Annotated in this window: 16 protein-coding genes; 11 read left to right on the plus strand and 5 right to left on the minus strand. The window is 72.0% G+C overall.

Annotated features, from left to right (window positions below):
• Positions 1-194 precede the first annotated feature (194 nt).
• On the plus strand, positions 195-1,703 hold the full coding sequence (gene rpsA, locus QIY60_RS21755) for a 30S ribosomal protein S1 (RefSeq protein ID WP_101387822.1): 1,509 nt from the start codon (positions 195-197) through the stop codon (positions 1,701-1,703).
• A 91-nt stretch (positions 1,704-1,794) separates the two neighbouring features.
• Here the strand turns inward: rpsA and QIY60_RS21760 are convergent, their stop codons facing one another.
• Positions 1,795-2,760, minus strand: coding sequence for a right-handed parallel beta-helix repeat-containing protein (locus QIY60_RS21760; RefSeq protein ID WP_283143941.1), 966 nt, complete (start codon positions 2,758-2,760; stop codon positions 1,795-1,797).
• Positions 2,761-3,036: 276 nt separating this feature from the next.
• Here QIY60_RS21760 and QIY60_RS21765 point away from each other — a divergent pair, with 276 nt between their 5' ends.
• The 4 genes from QIY60_RS21765 to QIY60_RS21780 all read left to right on the plus strand — a co-directional run bounded on the left by QIY60_RS21765 (position 3,037) and on the right by QIY60_RS21780 (position 5,611).
• Entirely contained in the window at positions 3,037-3,975 is a 939-nt protein-coding gene (locus QIY60_RS21765; RefSeq protein WP_283143942.1) for a PAC2 family protein, read from the plus strand.
• A gap of 114 nt (positions 3,976-4,089) precedes the next feature.
• Positions 4,090-4,692: a dephospho-CoA kinase gene (gene coaE / locus QIY60_RS21770; RefSeq protein ID WP_283143943.1), complete on the plus strand. Its 603-nt coding sequence runs from the start codon at positions 4,090-4,092 to the stop codon at positions 4,690-4,692.
• 67 nt (positions 4,693-4,759) lie between these two features.
• Positions 4,760-5,146 (plus strand): DUF3592 domain-containing protein, encoded by a 387-nt coding sequence (locus QIY60_RS21775; RefSeq protein ID WP_283143944.1) that lies wholly within the window; start codon positions 4,760-4,762, stop codon positions 5,144-5,146.
• A gap of 93 nt (positions 5,147-5,239) precedes the next feature.
• Positions 5,240-5,611, plus strand: a complete 372-nt coding sequence (locus QIY60_RS21780; RefSeq protein WP_283143945.1) for a tetratricopeptide repeat protein — start codon at positions 5,240-5,242, stop codon at positions 5,609-5,611.
• Here the strand turns inward: QIY60_RS21780 and QIY60_RS21785 are convergent.
• On the minus strand, positions 5,608-5,868 hold the full coding sequence (locus tag QIY60_RS21785) for a DUF6343 family protein (RefSeq protein WP_283143946.1): 261 nt from the start codon (positions 5,866-5,868) through the stop codon (positions 5,608-5,610). The genes QIY60_RS21780 and QIY60_RS21785 overlap by 4 nt on opposite strands.
• 137 nt (positions 5,869-6,005) lie before the next feature.
• Between QIY60_RS21785 and QIY60_RS21790 the strand changes: the two genes are divergently transcribed.
• The gene (locus tag QIY60_RS21790) at positions 6,006-6,914 is read left to right on the plus strand and encodes an acyltransferase domain-containing protein (protein ID WP_283146029.1); all 909 of its coding nucleotides are present in this window, start codon (positions 6,006-6,008) and stop codon (positions 6,912-6,914) included.
• A 31-nt stretch (positions 6,915-6,945) separates the two neighbouring features.
• Here QIY60_RS21790 and QIY60_RS21795 read toward each other — a convergent pair whose 3' ends face one another.
• On the minus strand, positions 6,946-7,365 hold the full coding sequence (locus QIY60_RS21795) for a hypothetical protein (RefSeq protein ID WP_283143947.1): 420 nt from the start codon (positions 7,363-7,365) through the stop codon (positions 6,946-6,948).
• Between the two features lie 318 nt (positions 7,366-7,683).
• Here QIY60_RS21795 and QIY60_RS21800 point away from each other — a divergent pair, with 318 nt between their 5' ends.
• From QIY60_RS21800 to QIY60_RS21820, 5 genes are all read left to right on the plus strand, one after another.
• Positions 7,684-8,967 carry a lipase gene (locus QIY60_RS21800; protein ID WP_283143948.1) on the plus strand — a complete coding sequence of 428 codons (1,284 nt, stop codon included), beginning with the start codon at positions 7,684-7,686 and terminating at the stop codon, positions 8,965-8,967.
• 51 nt (positions 8,968-9,018) lie between these two features.
• A complete protein-coding gene (locus QIY60_RS21805; protein WP_283143949.1) occupies positions 9,019-10,068 on the plus strand; it encodes an alpha/beta hydrolase in 1,050 nt (349 codons plus the stop codon).
• 7 nt (positions 10,069-10,075) lie between these two features.
• The gene (locus QIY60_RS21810) at positions 10,076-11,587 is read left to right on the plus strand and encodes a carboxylesterase family protein (protein ID WP_283143950.1); all 1,512 of its coding nucleotides are present in this window, start codon (positions 10,076-10,078) and stop codon (positions 11,585-11,587) included.
• Positions 11,588-11,688: 101 nt separating this feature from the next.
• A complete protein-coding gene (locus QIY60_RS21815; RefSeq protein WP_283143951.1) occupies positions 11,689-14,517 on the plus strand; it encodes a DEAD/DEAH box helicase in 2,829 nt (942 codons plus the stop codon).
• A 160-nt stretch (positions 14,518-14,677) separates the two neighbouring features.
• A complete protein-coding gene (locus QIY60_RS21820; RefSeq protein ID WP_283143952.1) occupies positions 14,678-15,901 on the plus strand; it encodes an SWIM zinc finger family protein in 1,224 nt (407 codons plus the stop codon).
• 19 nt (positions 15,902-15,920) lie between these two features.
• On the opposite strand, the gene QIY60_RS21825 is transcribed toward QIY60_RS21820, so the two are convergent.
• Both QIY60_RS21825 and QIY60_RS21830 read right to left on the minus strand, forming a co-directional pair.
• A complete protein-coding gene (locus QIY60_RS21825) occupies positions 15,921-16,574 on the minus strand; it encodes a DUF2293 domain-containing protein (RefSeq protein ID WP_283146030.1) in 654 nt (217 codons plus the stop codon).
• Positions 16,575-16,689: 115 nt separating this feature from the next.
• Positions 16,690-17,901: a pyridoxal phosphate-dependent aminotransferase gene (locus QIY60_RS21830; RefSeq protein WP_283143953.1), complete on the minus strand. Its 1,212-nt coding sequence runs from the start codon at positions 17,899-17,901 to the stop codon at positions 16,690-16,692.
• Positions 17,902-17,904: the final 3 nt, after the last annotated feature.

Raw genomic sequence — 17,904 nt, forward strand, 5'->3', positions numbered from 1 at the left:
AGTTGCGCTGCGAGCCTGCGCACCTCAGACCTAGCAGGCGCGCTCCCACTGTTGTATGTCCCCTCGGTATTCGAGGCGCCCCCGGTTCCACCGGGACAGGCGCTTCCTAGGCTGTCCGGCTTCTGCAGAGGCGATACGGGCTTTCGGCGTAGCAGTACCTACGACTTCATGTCCGTACCGGAGCCCTTTCCCACATGACGAGCAGCACCGAGACCACCGCCACCACCCCGCAGGTTGCGGTCAACGACATCGGTAACGAGGAAGCCTTCCTCGCCGCGATCGACGAGACGATCAAGTACTTCAACGACGGCGACATCGTCGACGGCGTCATCGTGAAGGTCGACCGGGACGAGGTCCTGCTCGACATCGGTTACAAGACCGAAGGTGTCATCCCGAGCCGCGAGCTCTCGATCAAGCACGACGTCGACCCGAACGAGGTCGTCAAGGTCGGCGACGAGATCGAGGCCCTGGTTCTCCAGAAGGAGGACAAGGAAGGCCGCCTGATCCTCTCGAAGAAGCGCGCTCAGTACGAGCGTGCCTGGGGCACCATCGAGAAGATCAAGGAAGAGGACGGCATCGTCACCGGTACCGTCATCGAGGTCGTCAAGGGTGGTCTCATCCTCGACATCGGCCTCCGTGGCTTCCTGCCGGCTTCCCTCGTCGAGATGCGCCGCGTCCGCGACCTCCAGCCCTACGTGGGCAAGGAGCTCGAGGCGAAGATCATCGAGCTGGACAAGAACCGCAACAACGTGGTCCTGTCCCGCCGTGCCTGGCTGGAGCAGACCCAGTCCGAGGTCCGTCAGACGTTCCTCACCACCCTCCAGAAGGGTCAGGTCCGCTCCGGCGTCGTTTCCTCGATCGTCAACTTCGGTGCCTTCGTGGACCTGGGTGGCGTCGACGGTCTCGTCCACGTCTCCGAGCTGTCCTGGAAGCACATCGACCACCCGTCCGAGGTTGTCGAGGTCGGCCAGGAAGTCACCGTCGAGGTTCTCGACGTCGACATGGACCGCGAGCGTGTCTCCCTGTCGCTGAAGGCGACGCAGGAGGACCCGTGGCAGCAGTTCGCCCGTACGCACCAGATCGGTCAGGTCGTCCCGGGTAAGGTCACCAAGCTCGTTCCGTTCGGTGCGTTCGTGCGCGTCGACGAGGGCATCGAGGGCCTGGTCCACATCTCCGAGCTGGCCGAGCGCCACGTGGAGATCCCGGAGCAGGTCGTCCAGGTCAACGACGAGATCTTCGTCAAGGTCATCGACATCGACCTCGAGCGTCGCCGGATCTCGCTGTCCCTGAAGCAGGCCAACGAGTCCTTCGGTGCCGACCCGGCGTCGGTCGAGTTCGACCCGACCCTGTACGGCATGGCCGCGTCCTACGACGACCAGGGCAACTACATCTACCCCGAGGGCTTCGACCCCGAGACCAACGACTGGCTCGAGGGCTACGAGACCCAGCGCGAGGCGTGGGAGGGCCAGTACGCCGAGGCGCAGCAGCGCTTCGAGCAGCACCAGGCCCAGGTCATCAAGTCCCGCGAGGCCGACGAGGCCGCCGCTGCCGAGGGCGCTGCCGCCCCGGCCGCCGGTGGCAACGCCGGTGCCGGTATCTCGGGTGGTTCGTACTCCTCGGAGTCGGACGACAACTCCGGCGCCCTGGCGTCGGACGAGGCCCTGGCTGCCCTGCGCGAGAAGCTGGCGGGCGGCCAGAGCTGACGCTCTGACCCCGGTCGGTAGATAGCCGAAATGTAAGGCCCGCTCCCCATTGGGGAGCGGGCCTTACATCGTTCTCCGGGGCGGACGGCCGTCACGGGGTGACCGGGATGTTGGTCAGCCCCTTCCCGCCGGTGACGGTGTTGCTGCTGTAGACGGTGGTCGGGCAGCCGCTCGCGCTGTAGTTGGTCACGTTGACGGCGAGCCGCAGCGAGCCGGGGGAGTCGCTCAGATCCGACTTGTTGGAGCGGAAGACGGTGCCGCAGCCCCAGCCGGACTGCTGGGTGTGCGTCTCGTAGCCGTTGTTGAGGGTGTGGACGCCGGTGTTGCCCTCGACCACGACCTTGTTGCCCTTCACGTCGACCCATGAGTCGTCGTAGTTGGCGTTGGTCAGCCCGCTGCCGTCGAAGTGGTTGCCGACGATCCGGGTCCCGGTGGTGCCCTCTTTTATGTCGACGTTCTCGCCGCCCACCCCGGGGCCGATGGTGTTGTCGAGTATCTGCACCTGGTCGCTCTTGTCGGAGAGGTCGCCGGCCGTGCCGACGTACACGCCCTCGCCCATACCGGAGCCGTCCCGGCCGGTGTCGTAGATGCGCGAGTTCTTGATGACGCCGTTCTTGCTGGACTTGCGGAAGTGGACGCCCTCCATGGCGAGGCCGTGCACGGTCACGGAGTCGATGACGACGCCGCTCGCCGCGTCCATCATGATCCCCTTCTGCCCGCCGGTGACGGTGAGGCCCTGGACCGTCCAGTACGAGGCCCCGTTGAGGTAAAGGCCGTAACCGCCGCTCGCCTTGAGCACGGCCTTCGGCGAGCCCGTGAGGGTGATCCGTGCGGACGAGCTGCCCGCGGCCGCCGTCTTGAAGTTGCCGGTGTACGTGCCGTCCGCGAGCCGGATGGTGTCGCCGGGTTGGGCGGCGGTGAGCGCGGATTTCAGCTGGGCGACCGTGGATACGTCGATGACGGCGGCGGACGCGTCGGCGGATGCGGCGGCGAGACCGAGTCCACCGGTGGCGAGGGCGCCGGTGAGCAGGGAGGCGAGCAGCGGGCGGTTACGCATGGGGGGCCTCCGGGGCGAGGTGGGATAACCGTTCTCGTACGCGAGAAGTTCTCTTACCTGAACACTGGACGCGTTTCTGACCTTCATGCCGTCAGGTGACGGTAGGGAGAGTGTGTGGACATGTCAAGGTCCGGACCAGTGGCCGGAAATGGCGGACCGGGCCGGACCGAGCCCCGTACCGGCCGTTGTGAGAACAGCATGTGAAACGCACGCGCGCGGGAATGCCGCTGCCCGATGGGGCGTTCTTCCCTACGAACACGAGGAGGAGCGGTAATCGTGCTTGATCCGCAGGGTTTGTACGAATGGGAGCCGAAGGGCCTCGCAGTCGTCGACATGGCGCTCGCGCAGGAGTCGGCCGGCCTGGTCATGCTGTACCACTTCGACGGATACATCGACGCGGGTGAGACCGGCGAGCAGATCGTCGGAAAGCTGCTGGACACCCTGCCCCACCAGGTGGTGGCCCGCTTCGACCACGACAGACTCGTCGACTACCGCGCCCGCCGTCCGCTGCTGACCTTCAAGCGGGACCGCTGGACGGACTTCGAGACCCCCGCGATCGAGGTGCGCCTGGTGCAGGACGCCACGGGCGCGCCGTTCCTGCTGATGTCCGGCCCCGAGCCGGACGTGGAGTGGGAGCGTTTCGCCATTGCCGTACGGCAGATCGTCGAGCGCCTCGGCGTACGCCTTTCGGTCAATTTCCACGGCATCCCGATGGGCGTTCCGCACACCCGCCCCGTCGGCATCACGCCCCACGGCAACCGCACGGACCTGATGCCGGGTCACCGCTCGCCCTTCGACGAGGCGCAAGTGCCCGGCAGCGCCGAGTCGTTGATCGAGTACCGGCTGATGGAAGCAGGGCACGACGTCCTCGGCGTGGCCACGCACGTCCCGCACTACGTGGCGCGGTCGGCCTACCCGGACGCCGCGCTGACCGCCCTGGAGGCGATCACGGCGGCCACGGGCCTGGTGCTGCCGAGCATCGCGCACGGCCTGCGGACCGAGGCGCAGCGCACCCAGACGGAGATCGAGCGCCAGATCGGCGAGGGCGACGAGGAACTCGTCACGCTTGTACAGGGACTTGAGCATCAGTACGACGCGATCGCGGGCGCCGAGACCCGGGGCAACCTGGTCGCCGAACCGGCGGACCTGCCGTCGGCGGACGAACTGGGCCGCGAGTTCGAGCGGTTCCTCGCGGAGCGCGAGGGAGACCTGTGACGGTGGGTCGGCGTGACCTGTGATGGTCGGGCAGCTGCCCCTGTAAGGGGCCCGAGTGATGGCCCGAAGACCCTGGGACCGACGGCATGAGTGGCATCCCCTAGGCTGCCGCTCATGCTGAAGGTGGGCCTGACCGGCGGAATCGGCGCCGGCAAGAGCGAAGTGTCGCGCATGCTCGTCTCGTACGGGGCGGTGCTGATCGACGCCGACAAGATCGCCCGCGAGGTGGTCCAGCCCGGAACCGAGGGGCTGGCGGCGGTGGTCGAGGCGTTCGGCGCCGGGATCCTCGCGGCGGACGGCACCCTGGACCGCCCGGCCCTGGGCGCGATCGTCTTCGCCGACCCCGCGAAGCTCGCCGTCCTGAACGGCATCGTCCACCCGCTGGTCGGCGCGCGCTCGGCGGAGCTGGAGGCGGCCGCGGGCCCGGACTCGGTGGTGATCCACGACGTCCCGCTGCTGACCGAGAACGGCCTGGCCTCCCTGTACGACCTGGTGGTGGTCGTCGACGCCGCCCCCGCCACGCAGCTGGACCGGCTGACGCGGCTGCGCGGTATGGCGAAGCCCGAGGCCGAGGCCCGGATGGCGGCCCAGGCGACCCGCGAGCAGCGGCTGGCCGTGGCGGACCTGGTCATCGACAACGACGGTCCGCTGGAAGCGCTGGAACCCCAGGTCAGGAAGGTGTGGGGCGAGCTCCTGGAGCGAGCGGCCGCGCGCTAGACCGGGCGGTACGGCGGGAAGTCTCAAATCCTCGCCCCGCCTCGCCTCCCGGGATTACGATCCCGATGTGCTCTTCGTACTGGCGGGTTTCACGGTCTTCGGCGGGCTGGTGGCGCTGCTGGCCGGTGCGTACGGGCTGCGCGAGACCCGGCGCATCGCGGCGGCGGGCGCCGCCACCTGGGCGCTGGTCAAGCCCGCCCCGCCCGGGTCCGGACGCCCGCTCCTCCAGTACGAGACGGCCGACGGCCGGGTCCTGGAGCTGCCGTCCCCCGTACCGCCCACACGCCGTGAGCCGCTTACGCCCGGCGCGCGCGTGCACCTCTCCTACGATCCGGCCGACCCGCGCGAGGTCATTCTGCTCGGCCGGGAACGAACGGGCCTGGACCGTACGTTTGTAGCGGCGGGAGCCGCCGTACTGGCTGCGGGTCTGGTCCTGGCGATGGCCGCGCTGTGAGCGCGCCTCGCACTCCGTGACGGGCGGAATGAATACGGAATACGGGAACTGGGCAGTGCGTTGTCAACGCGCAGCGAGGGAAAGGACTCGACCGTGGCCGAGAGCACCCCGGAAACGCACGTGATCGACTTCCGCGCGGCGGAGCAGCTGCTGGCTGCCCGTGACCCTCTCGGCGCGGTGAAGCTCCTCGACTCGGTCGTCGCGGCCCACCCCGAGAACACCGCGGCCCGCCTCCTGCGCGCCCGCGCCTTCTTCGCCGCGGCGCAACTCCGCGCGGCGGAACTGGAGTTCCAGCTGGTCCTGGAACGCGAACCGGACAACGCCTTCGCCCACTTCGCCCTGGCCCGCACCTACGAACGCACGGCCCGCCCCGACCAGGCGGTCCGCCACTTCCGCCTGGCGGCGGCCCTGGACCCGAAGCCCGAGTATGTGGAGGCGGCGCGGTTCGACGTGGACGACGCCTAACGCCGCCGAGGCGGCTCATAAGGAGGAATGTTCGGGCCCGGCTGATAGTGGGGCCCTTGATGGATGTGGTGGATGATCATGGCGAGGTCGATCGTGATCACCAGGGCGAGGGTCGCGCACGCGGCCGTCCAGCCGGGGCGGTTTTCCAGGGCGAAGCCCGCCGTGCCGGCGAGGGCCCAGATCAGGCCCCATACGCTCAGCCAGAACCGCATCCGCAGGGGACTGCGCGCAGTCGTGGGCTCACTCCCAGTGCGCATGGCCATCGCCTCTTCCAGGGGAATTTTACCCACTGGGTGGCTCGAAAGGGATGGTCGGTGAGGCCTCGTTGTGCGGCAGTCCCGCGTCCCGTGCCCGGGTGCCGCATAGGGTGACGCGCATGGTGGACGAGGACGCGCTGTTGCCGGTGGGGGACGAGTTGCCCGAGGTGCTGCTCGACCTCGCCGTACCGCACGAGGACATCAATGAACTGGTGGGGATCGCGCGGAGGTTGGGGGGCGATCCGGAACTGGGCGGGCTTCTGGAAGAGTCCGTTCGGGTGCTCGTGCGGGACATCGGTGGTGTCGGGTTTCAGCCTGAAATGCCCGAGGTTCCCGAGGGGTTGGGGGGAGCAGCGGCCATCCGGCGGCTCTTTCCCGTCCTCGTCCTGCTCGCCGCACTGCCGCATACGCGCGCGTACCACGACGAACGCGCCGTGCCCGCCGACATCTCCCGCCGTACCCTCGCCGACCTCGGACGCCACATGGCCGTTCACCGCAGGCGCCACGGGAACGCCGGTCTGGACGTGCCGCGCTGGCTGTGGCCGCACTTTCGCGGGGAGCTCTACCAGTTGGGACGGTTGCAGTTCCAGCGGGCCCGGCTCGGGGAGCGCACCGGTGAGGCGGTGCGGGCCGCCGGGCTGCCGCTCGGGCCCGGCGACGCCTGCCTCAGCATCCACATCCCGGACTTCCGCGGGCCGTTGACCCCGCGGGCGTGCGACGCCTCACTCGCGCTGGCCAGGGACTTCTTCGCGCTCCACTACCCCGAGGAGACCTATCGGGTCGCCGTCTGCCACTCATGGCTGCTCGACGCGCAGTTGCAGAAGTACCTGCCCGAGGAGTCCAACATCGTCCGCTTCCAGCGCCGGTTCCGCACCCCCTATCGGGACACCGAAGCGGACGATCGGCTTCCCGTCTTCTTCGTCTTCGGGGATCCGGACCTGCCCGTGGAGGCGCTGCTCCAGCGGACCGCCGTGGAGCGCGCCGTCGCGGGCCATCTGCTCGCGGGCGAGCACTGGTACCACGGACACGGGTGGTTCGAGCTGTGACCCGTACGCCCCGTACTCGCTCCGCCCGGCGTCAGTGCACGAACGCGTAGCTGCGCCAGGGCAGGGTGTTCGGCGCGATGTTGTCCCCGAGACGGCTCGGGATGTACACCATCTCCTCGCCGCGGCAGTTCGGCGTCCGGTATACGCGGACGTCCGCCAGCGTGTTGTTGAGGACGGCCGTGGCGCCCGTGGGTGCCATCCGGTGGCAGCCCTTGATCGGCGGGCTGCTGATCTTGACGATCCGCTCCGCCGCGGTCGAGTACGAGAAGGTGCCGACCGCCGTACGGCCGAGGCCGGAGCAGGCCGCGGTGGCGAGCGTGAGCAGCGCCGCCCCGGCGGCGAAGCCGAGCCGCCTCCTGGCGGACGCCGACCGCCCCCACGTGGAGCGCCCCGACGCGGACGGGGACGGCTCGGACGGGCGCGGTGCGAGCTGGGACACAGGCACGGACATGAGCGGTCCTCGTCTGTACGGTCTGTACGGTGTGTACGGTGTGCGGCGGTGGTACGGCGGTCAGTACCGCCACCCTGCCCGGTGCACGCCACCCGGGCATCCCGTGCGCGGCCGGCCGGGCGACGCCGCTCCCACGAGTCCCCAGCTGGTGGCCCTCACTCGGTCGTCCCCACATCCGCTGCCCTGGTTATGTGGCGCGCGCACATCCCCGACCCGTGCACCGGCTGCCTAGCGTCTTGGTCGCAGCCAGATCAGCCAAGGCAAGGGGGCCCGGACGTGCGTAGCAGACACCGTGGGGGATGGAGAGCGGCGCTGGCCGTGACAGCGGCACTCGGCGCGCTCCTGACGGCGGGAGGCACCGCCACAGCCGGAAGCAGCGCGACAGAGGGCAGCGCGACGACCGCCGCCGCCCCACCCCCGTACCTCACCCAGGAAGCCGCCTACGGCTCCGGTACCGTCACCAATGGCTGGGAGAAGGTCGAGCGCTACCGCGACACCACCCCGGGCTTCCAGGCGGCCGCCGCCGAGGGCTATCCGCCGGACGGCCGCGGCAACCAGGACGGCGTCCGCGTCACCTATTTCGGTGGCGTCGCCCGCCCCGCCTCCGACCGCTTCCTGCTCTACTCGGCCCCCGGCTGGAACGCGGGCGCCAAGACCACCCCCGTCCTCCTGGTGCACGGCGCCAACGACACCGCCGACCGGGCCTGGGCCAACCCCGGCGAGTCCGGCGGCTACGGCTGCGGCGCGCTGTCGTGCCCCTCGACCGGCCTGATGCAGTACCTGGCGGCCCGCGGCCACCGCGTCTTCGCCATCGGCTTCGCCCACAAGCAGGGCGACAACCTGATGCAGGCGCAGGCCGTCGGCGACGCCGTCGCCCTCATCAAGGCGAAGCTGGGCGTCGGCCAGGTGGACCTGGTCGGCTGGAGCAAGGGGGAGCTCTCCACGCGCGCGTACGTCTCGTCCCTCAAGCCCTCCTGGGGCCGCGCGTACGCCGGTGACGTACGGAAGCTGATCACGCTCGGCGGTCCCAACGGCGGCTTCGACTACCCGTACGCCCACGGCTGGGCCCACGACTTCTCGATCTGGCCGGAGTGCGGCGGCAAGATCAACGCGCCCTCCCCGCACTCCCGGATGACCTGCTACGGGACGTACACGGCGCACCCCGAGTTCTCCATGACGCCGTCCGGCGGCTACGACGACTACCCCGGCCAGCGGCAGATGCTGGCCCGCTGGGACGGCGTGTACGGCGTCGACCAGACGGCCCAGGACTGGTACACGACGTACTACGGAGGCCAGGGTTTCTACACGGCCGGTGACGGCATCCAGCCGGCCATCGAGGCGGGCTCGCTGGTCGCCCCGCTCCAGCGGGCCGGCATCCCCGCCTCCGTCACCACGTACCTGCTGGCGGGCGGCTCGCCGACCGTCGTCGGCATCTACAACGAGAACCGCGGCCCGAGCGACGGGGTCGTCTTCGTCTCCAGCGCGCTCGACACGACCGGCGTCGCCAACGTCGGCGGCAAGGCCACCGTGACCGGCGCCAACCACCTCGAACTCGGCTGGAACAGCGCCTCGCAGGCCCAGGTCGCCTCCTGGCTGGTCTGACCCCGCCGCCCCTGGAGAAGCCCGAGCTCCCGAAGCCGAAGGACGGCCCGTATGCCCACGCTCACCGCACGCCGGGTACCGACCGCCCGGCTCACCCAGCACATCCTGGAGGACGCCTCCAGGGGCGCGGGCGAACCGGTCGTCTTCGTGCACGGCAACGTCTCCTCCTCCGCCTTCTGGCAGGACGCCATGCTCGCTCTGCCCGAGCGCTACCGGCCGATCGCCGTCGACCTGCGCGGCTTCGGCGGCACCGACCCGCTGCCGGTCGACGCGACCCGTGGACTGCGCGACTACGCCGACGACTTGATGGCGCTCCTCGAAGCGCTGCATATGGAGCGCGCACACTTCGTCGGCTGGTCCATGGGAGGCGGTGTGGTGCTGCAACACATGCGGGACCGGCCCGCCATGGTGCGCTCGGTGACGCTGGTCAACCCGGTGTCCCCGTACGGCTTCGGCGGCACCAAGGGCGTGGACGGGCGGCTCAACTCGCCGGACGGCGCGGGCTCGGGCGGCGGCACGGCCAACCCCGACTTCGTACGGCTGCTGGCCCAGGGCGACCGCGGCGAGGAGTCCCCGCTCTCGCCCCGCAACGTGCTCGCGCTCTGCTACGTCAAGCCCCCGCTGCGTCTCGAACGGGAGGACGAGTACGTCGAGTCGATGCTCGGCACCCGGCTCGGCGACGATCACTACCCCGGTGACAGCAGGCCCTGCGAGGCCTGGCCCGGCACCGCTCCGGGCACGCGCGGGGTGCTCAACTGCCTCGCCCCGACCCACTTCCGCCTCGACGACCTGCACACCGCCCTCGCCGGACTCCCCGCGAAGCCGCCGGTGACCTGGGTGCGTGGCGAGGACGACGTGATCGTCTCCGACACCTCGCTCTTCGACCTCGCCCACCTGGGCGCGATCGGCGCGGTGCCCGGCTGGGACGGCACCCCGGCACAGCCGATGGTCGCCCAGACGCGGCACGTTCTCGCCCTTTACGCGCGCGTGGGCGGCAGGGTACGAGAGGTGACGGTGCCCGGAGCAGGGCACGCGGTGCACGTCGAACGCCCGAAGGAGTTCGGCGCGGCCCTGCTGGAGACGCTGGCCGAAGGAGTCTGAGGTACAGATGGAACCGATCAAGCCGGTGGAACCGCCCGCGACACATGTGTGCACGACCCGGCAGGGCGCGGTGCGCGGCCGGACCGGGAGCTACGCGGTGACGTCCTTCCTCGGCATCCCGTACGCGGCACCGCCGTTCGGGCCGCTGCGGTTTTGCGAACCGGCCCCGGCGGCCTCCTGGGAAGGCGTACGGGACGCCTTCGCGCACGGCCCGTCGGCGCCCCGGGCCCCGTACGCCCCGCCCATGGACGCCCTCATCCCGGACGCCGACGGCGGGCAGGGCGAGGACTGCCTCAACCTCAGCGTGTGGACCCCGCACCCCGGGCCGGGCGGCGGCCTGCCGGTGATGGTCTGGCTGCACGGCGGGGCGTTCTCCAACGGCTCGGGGGTGGGTCCGGCGTACGACGGCACCGCCTTCGCGCGCGACGGCGTCGTCTGCGTGAACGTCAACTACCGCCTCGGTACGGACGGTTTCCTGCGGCTGCCGGGCAGGCCGGACAACCGCGGGCTGCTCGACCAGATCGCCGCCCTGGAGTGGGTCCGCGACAACATCGAGGGCTTCGGCGGCGACCCGGACCGGGTGACCGTGTTCGGCGAGTCGGCGGGCGGGATGAGCATCGGCGTCCTGCTCGCGCAGCCACGCGCGCGTGGGCTGTTCCGCCGGGCGGTCCTGCAGAGCGGCGCTGCCCACCACTTCCTGCGCCCCGCCACGGCCGACCTGATCACGGCGCACCTCGCGGCCGCGCTGGGCATCGAGGCTACGGGGACGGCGCTGACCGACGCGTTCGCCCGTGTCCCCTTCGGGGACCTGCTGCCGGCCCAGGCCCGGCTGCGGGCCGAGATGGGCGCCCGCCCGGACCCGGCCCTGTGGGGCGAGGCGATGCTCAACATGATGCCGTTCGAGCCGGTCCTGGACGCGCTGCCGCTGCCCTCCGCCGACTGCGGCGTGGACCTGCTCGCCGGTAGCAACCGCGAGGAGTACCGCCTCTTCCTGGTCCCCACCGAACGGCTGCACCTCCTGAGCGAACGGAAGCTGCGCGGGACGACCGAGGCGTACGGGCTCGACCCCGACAAGGCGCTGCCCGTCTATGCCGAGAGCCGCCCCGGCGCGGGCCCCGGCGAGCTCTTCGACGCCGTCGCGACCGACTGGTTCTACCGGATCCCGGCCCTCCGCGTCGCCGAGTCCGTGCCCGGCACGCGCGTGTACGAGTTCGCCTGGCGCTCGCCGCAGTACGGCGGTCTCCTCGGCGCCTGCCACAGTGCGGAGCTCGGCTTCGTCTTCGACAACCTCCGCGACCCCGTGTACGCCCCGATGCTCGGCGACCACCCGCCGCAGGACCTCGCGGACGCGATGCACGGCGCGTGGGCGGCCTTCGCGGCGGCCGGCGACCCGGGCTGGGACGCCTACGACCCGCAGACCCGTACGACGATGGTCTTCGGCGCCTCCCCGGACGCCCCGACCCAGCTGGTCCGGGACCCGCGGGCGGCGGAACGTGCCTTGTGGGAGGGGGTGCGCTGAGGCCGCGGGCCCCGATTGTCAGACCCCGCCCGTAAGGTCGTAGGGCAGTCGCGGATCGCGTGCCGATCCACGGCCCTACGCACGAGGGGAGGTGACCTGACATGACGCAGGCCGAGCGGACGACGGCGCTCGCGCCGCTGCCCGGCGTGTCCGCGGCCGCGGTGTTCCTGCCCGCGGGGCTGCCGCGCGAGGGCAAGGTCGCCTTCTGGGACCCGGCGGGCGGCCCGCTGCCCCAAGGCGATGCCGACGCGGGCGAGGTCACCGAGCTGACCGTGGTGCGGCGCCACGGCGGTGGTGCCGGGCGGCGCACCGTCGCGGCCCGCCTGCTGCCCGTCACCGAGGCCCTGCCCCTGCTCGTCCGGGCCCGGCACCACCCCGCCGCGCACCCCGCGGCCGCCTGCTGGGGCGCCGCCGCGCTGCACGCCCTGCACCTGGTCGCGCGCGGCAGGCTGCTGCCCGGCCTGACCGGGACCGATCACGACGCCTGGCGGGCGGGCCCGCTGGACGCCGACGACATCGCCCAGCTCCGGGCCATCGCCGCCGCCATGCCGTACGAGGCGTACGGAGTCCCGGTGCCGGGCCGCGGCCCGCTGCGGCTGCCCGACCCCGAGGCACTGGTGCGCGCCTTCCTGGACGCGGTCGCGGACAGCCTGCCGCGCACCCCGGCCGCCGCCCACGCCGTCGGCCCGGCGTTCGCGGCGGCCGAGCCCCAGCACCTGCCCGGCGCGCGCGTGTGGGCGGCGGAGGCGGCGGCGGGCATGGACGCGGGCGTACGGGTGTCCCTGCGCCTGGACCTGTCCGGGTACGGGATGTTCGACAGCGACCACGACGAGGACGCGCGGCGCGCGGGCTCCGCGATCGTCCAGGTCCACAGCCTCGCCGACCCCACCCTGGTCATCGACGCGGCGGGCCTGTGGGAGGGCGAGAGGTCCGACGCGTTCGGCCCGCGCGCGCGGATCGACGCCCTGCTCGCGCTGCGCCGGGCCGCCCGGGTCTGGCCACCCCTGGGCCTGCTGCTCGAACAGCCGGTGCCGGACGTGCTGCCGCTCACCGAGAGCGAGCTCTACGACCTGCTCGGTTCGGCCGCGACCCGCCTGGACGCGGCGGGGGTCGCCGTGCACTGGCCGCGCGAGCTGGCCCGCACCCTGAGCGCCACCGCCGTCGTACGGCCCGCGCCGGGCTCGGCGACCGACGGCACGGCGTTCTTCGACGCCGGGGAGCTGCTCGCCTTCAACTGGGAGCTGGCGCTCGGCGGCGAGCCGCTCGGCCAGTCGGAGATGGACACCCTGGCCGAGGCCCACCGCCCGATCGTGCGGCTGCGCGACCAGTGGGTGGTGGCCGACCCCGAGCTCGTACGGAAAGCGAGGAAGCGGGACCTGGGGCTGCTCGACCCCGTGGACGCGCTCTCCGTCGCGCTCACCGGCACCGCGGAGGTCGACGGCGAGACGGTCGAGGCGGTCCCGGCCGGCGCGCTCGCCGTCCTGCGCGACCGCCTCACCGAGGGCCCGCGGGCCACCGTCCAGCCCCCGGGCCTGGACGCCACCCTGCGCGACTACCAGCTGCGCGGCCTTGCCTGGCTGGACCTGATGACCTCGCTCGGCCTCGGCGGTTGCCTCGCCGACGACATGGGCCTGGGCAAGACGATCACCGTGATCGCCCTCCATCTGCGCCGTGCGCGCCCCGAGCCGACGCTGGTGGTCTGCCCGGCCTCGCTGCTCGGCAACTGGCAGCGCGAGATCGCCCGGTTCGCGCCCGGCGTTCCCGTGCGGCGCTTCCACGGCAGCGACCGCAGCCTGGCAGACGTGGCGGGCGGCTTCGTCCTCACCACGTACGGCACGATGCGCGGCAGCGCCCCCCAACTGGCCGCGCACACCTGGGGGATGGTCGTCGCGGACGAGGCGCAGCACGTCAAGAACCCGCTCTCGGCGACGGCGAAGGCCCTGCGCACCGTCCCCGCGCCCGCACGCGTCGCTCTCACCGGAACCCCGGTCGAGAACAACCTCTCCGAGCTGTGGGCATTGCTCGACTGGACGACGCCCGGGCTGCTCGGCCCGCTCAAGTCGTTCCGCGCCCGGCACGCCCGGGCCGTGGAGAACGGCGAGGACGCGCAGGCGGCCGAGCGCCTGGCCCGGCTGGTCCGCCCCTTCCTCCTTCGGAGGAAGAAGTCCGACCCGGGCATCGTGCCCGAACTGCCGCCCAAGACGGAGACTGACCACCCGGTCCCGCTCACCCGCGAACAGGCCTCGCTCTACGAGGCGGTCGTCCGGGAGGCCATGGCCGGGGTCGAGGCGGCCGAGGGCATCACCCGCCGCGCCCTGATCATGAAGCTCCTGACGGCCCTGAAGCAGATCTGCAACCACCCGGCGCAGTATCTGAAGGAGACCGCACCCCGGCTGCACGCCCGCTCCGGCAAGCTCACCCTCCTCGACGAACTGCTGGACACGATCCTCGCGGAGGACGGTTCGGTCCTCGTCTTCACCCAGTACGTGGCGATGGCCCGGCTGCTCTCCGCGCACCTCACCGCGCGCGGAGTCCCCTCCCAACTCCTGCACGGCGGAACGCCGGTGGCGGAGCGGGACCGTCTGGTGGACGCGTTCCAGTCCGGCGAGGTCCCCGTCTTCATCCTCTCCCTGAAGGCGGCCGGCACCGGCCTCAACCTCACCCGGGCGGGCCACGTCGTCCACTACGACCGCTGGTGGAACCCGGCCGTGGAGGAGCAGGCCACCGACCGTGCCTACCGCATCGGCCAGACCCAGCCGGTGCAGGTCCACCGCCTGATCGCCGAAGGCACCGTGGAGGACCGCATCGCGGAGATGCTCGCGGCGAAGCGCGCCCTGGCCGACGCGGTCCTGGGCTCCGGCGAGAGCGCCTTGACCGAACTCACCGACCGCGAGCTGGCGGACCTCATCTCGCTGAGGAGGGGAGCATGAACGCCCACCGCTTCCCGCCGCACGCGCTCCTGATAGGGCACCCCGCGTCCCTGATAGGGCACCCCGCGTCCCTGATACGGCGCCTCGCGTCCCCGACAGGGCACGCCGCGCTCCCGACAGGACACCCCGCTCCCCGTCCCGCCCCCGAGAGGAGGCCCGTATGAGTCCGCTCCCGACCACCCGGTACGACGACCGCCGCCGCACCTTCCCGGCCCTGGGCGCCCGTTCGGAGCGGACCGGCACGTGGTGGGGCGAGGCCTGGGTGGAGGCGCTGGAGGACCTGGCCCTGGACCCGGCCCGACTGGCCCGTGGCCGGACATACGCGCAGGCGGGCCACGTCGACGCGATCACCGTCACGCCCGGCCGGATCACCGCGTACGTACACGGCTCCCGCCCGCGCCCGTACCGCACGGAACTGCGCCTGCGCACCCTGCCCGACCAGGCGTGGGAGGACTTCCTGGACACGGCGGCCCAGGACCCCGCCCACATAGCGGCGCTGCTCGACAAGGACCTGCCGCACACCCTCGCCGACCAGGTCGACCTGCTCCCCGCCTCCGGCGACCTGGTCCCCGACTGCTCCTGCCCCGACGACGGCTATCCGTGCAAGCACGCGGCGGCGCTCTGCTACCAGACGGCCCGGCTCCTCGACGAGGACCCGTTCGTCCTCCTGCTGATGCGCGGCCGCGGCGAGCAGGAGACGCTCGCCGCGCTCACCCGTCGCAACACCGCCCGGATGGCGGTGGAGCGGGAGGCACCCGCGCCCGAACTCCCCACGGTCGCCGCCCGCGAGGCCGTGCGCGCCTCCTCGCGGCCCGAGCTGCCGCCCCCGTTCCCGCCCCCGCCGCGCGCGGGCCATCCGCCGGCCTTCCCCACCTTCCAAGGCGCCCCCGACGCGCTCGCGCTCGATCTGCTGGCCACCGAGGCGGCGGCCCGGGCGCACACCCTGCTGACCACCGGGGAGGACCCCGTCGCGTCGCTGTCGACGTGGCAGGACGCGGTCCGCCTGGCGGCTGCGCACCCGGGCTCCGGCGTGACCTCCACGACCAGGGCGCTGTACGCCGCCCTGTCCCGGGCCACCGGCCGCACCCCCACCGATCTGGCCCGCGCGGTGGCCGCCTGGCGGCAGGGCGGCCCGGCGGCGCTCTCCGTCCTGGAGACCCCCTGGGACCCCCCGGCGGGCCCGTTCGACCGAGCCCGCCCCGCCCTGACAGCCGCCGGCCACCCCGGCTTCCGCCCCTGGCGCAACCACCTCTCCACCCCCACCACCCAACTCCGCTACGGCCGCGACGGCCTCTGGTACGCGTACGAGTCCGACCCGGGGCGGGAGGACTGGTGGCCTCGGGGGATACCGGCGCAGGACCCGGTGGAGGCGGTCACACGGTGACGGCGCCAATGCGTCGGTGTCACTGTTCCCGCCCCGCGGCCCACGCCGCCAAAACCGCCTCGATCCGCGCCGCCACCCGCGCCCGGGCCCGGTTGCGCGGCACCCGGGACATCAGGAGCTCGTCGTAGGGCGTGTCCAGATGGCGTACGGACGCGCGGACCGCGGCCGTCACCGCGTCCTCGTCCAGGGCGCGGCCCGCCGCGCTGCGGCCCACGCGCCCGCTGCCGCGCACCGAGGCGTGGACCGCGACGTCGTGGGCCCGTTCGGGCGGACAGCCCGGGAACAGGCGCAGGATCTCGGCCTCCAGGGCCGCGGTGAAGCGGACGTCCTCGGCGGCCCGCCGGAGCGCGTCGCGGGCGCGGCGGCGCGCGCGTGCCTCCGCGTCGGCCAGACAGCGCTCCTCGGCGACGGCGAGCGCCGCCTCCTCGACGAGCACGCCCTGGCGTTCGTAACGGCGCCGGCGGCGGTGGAAGCGGATCACGACGGCCGAGAGCGTGCTCTCCTCGCGGGCGCGGCGCGTCAGGGCGGTGTCGCCGCGCGGCAGGAACACGAGATGGCCGAGGTCCGCGCAGTCCAGACAGCGCGGGGCGCCGGAGTCCAGGACGATCCGGGGGAGGGGGCCCCGGTCGCAGTCGGCGCAGCGGTGATGTCGGCTGGGTTCGATGACGAGAATGGGGCGCCTCCCTCTCCCGTTTCCCCCACCCTCCCGATCCCTCGACGCGCGCTCGGGTAAACCGTGTGCACGGGCTGCGGACCCAGGGCGCCCGGGCTGTGAGCCCGGCTCCGGACTACTGCCGGTACCCGCTCAAGAACCGCCCGATCCGGCTGATCGCCGCGTCCAGGTCGTCCGCGTGCGGGAGCGTCAGGATGCGGAAGTGGTCCGGGCGGGGCCAGTTGAAGCCCGTGCCCTGGACGACCTGGATCTTCTCCCGCAGCAGCAGGTCAAGGACGAACTTCTCGTCGTCTTCGATCGGGTGAACCTTGGGGTCGATCCGGGGGAACGCGTACAGCGCGCCCTTCGGCTTCACGCAGGACACGCCCGGGATCTCGTTCAGCTTCTCCCAGGCCCGGTTGCGCTGCTCGTGCAGCCGTCCGCCCGGCGCGGTCAGCTCCTTGATGGACTGGCGGCCGCCGAGCGCGGCCTGGATGGCGTACTGGGCGGGCGCGTTGGGGCACAGCCGCATGGAGGCGAGCATGGTCAGCCCCTCCAGGTAGTTCTTCGCGTGCTGCTGGGGGCCGCTGACGACCAGCCAGCCGGAGCGGAACCCCGCCACGCGGTACGTCTTCGACAGCCCGCTGAAGGTGAGGACGACCAGGTCGGGGGCGAGCGCGGCGGCGGTGTGGGCGACGGCGTCGTCGTAGACGATCTGGTCGTAGATCTCGTCCGCGAACACCATCAGCTGGTGGCGGCGGGCCAGGTCGAGGATGCCCTCGATGACCTCCTTCGGATACACCGCGCCCGTGGGGTTGTTGGGGTTGATGATGACGACGGCCTTGGTGCGGTCGGTGATCTTCGACGCCATGTCGTCGAGGTCGGGGTACCACTCGGCCGCCTCGTCGCAGATGTAGTGGACGGCCCTGCCGCCGGCGAGCGTGGTGACGGCCGTCCACAGGGGGAAGTCCGGTGCGGGGATGAGGACTTCGTCGCCGTCTTCGAGCAGCGCCTGCACGGCCATGGAGACCAGCTCGGAGACGCCGTTGCCGAGGAAGACGTCGTCGACGGAGACGTCCGGCAGGCCCATCGCCTGGTAGCGCTGGGCGACGGCGCGGCGGGCCGAGAGGATGCCGCGCGAGTCCGTGTAGCCGTGGGCCTGCGGAAGCATCCGGATCATGTCCTGGAGGATCTCCTCCGGCGCCTCGAAGCCGAAGAGCGCCGGGTTGCCGGTGTTGAGGCGCAGCACGCTGTGGCCCGCCTCCTCCAGCGCGTTGGCGTGCTCGATCACCGGGCCGCGGATCTCGTAACAGACCTCGCTCAACTTGCTCGACTGCCGGAACTCCATGCC

The organism is Streptomyces sp. BPTC-684 (assembly GCF_030028635.1).
In the GTDB taxonomy this organism is placed as follows: domain Bacteria; phylum Actinomycetota; class Actinomycetes; order Streptomycetales; family Streptomycetaceae; genus Streptomyces; species Streptomyces noboritoensis.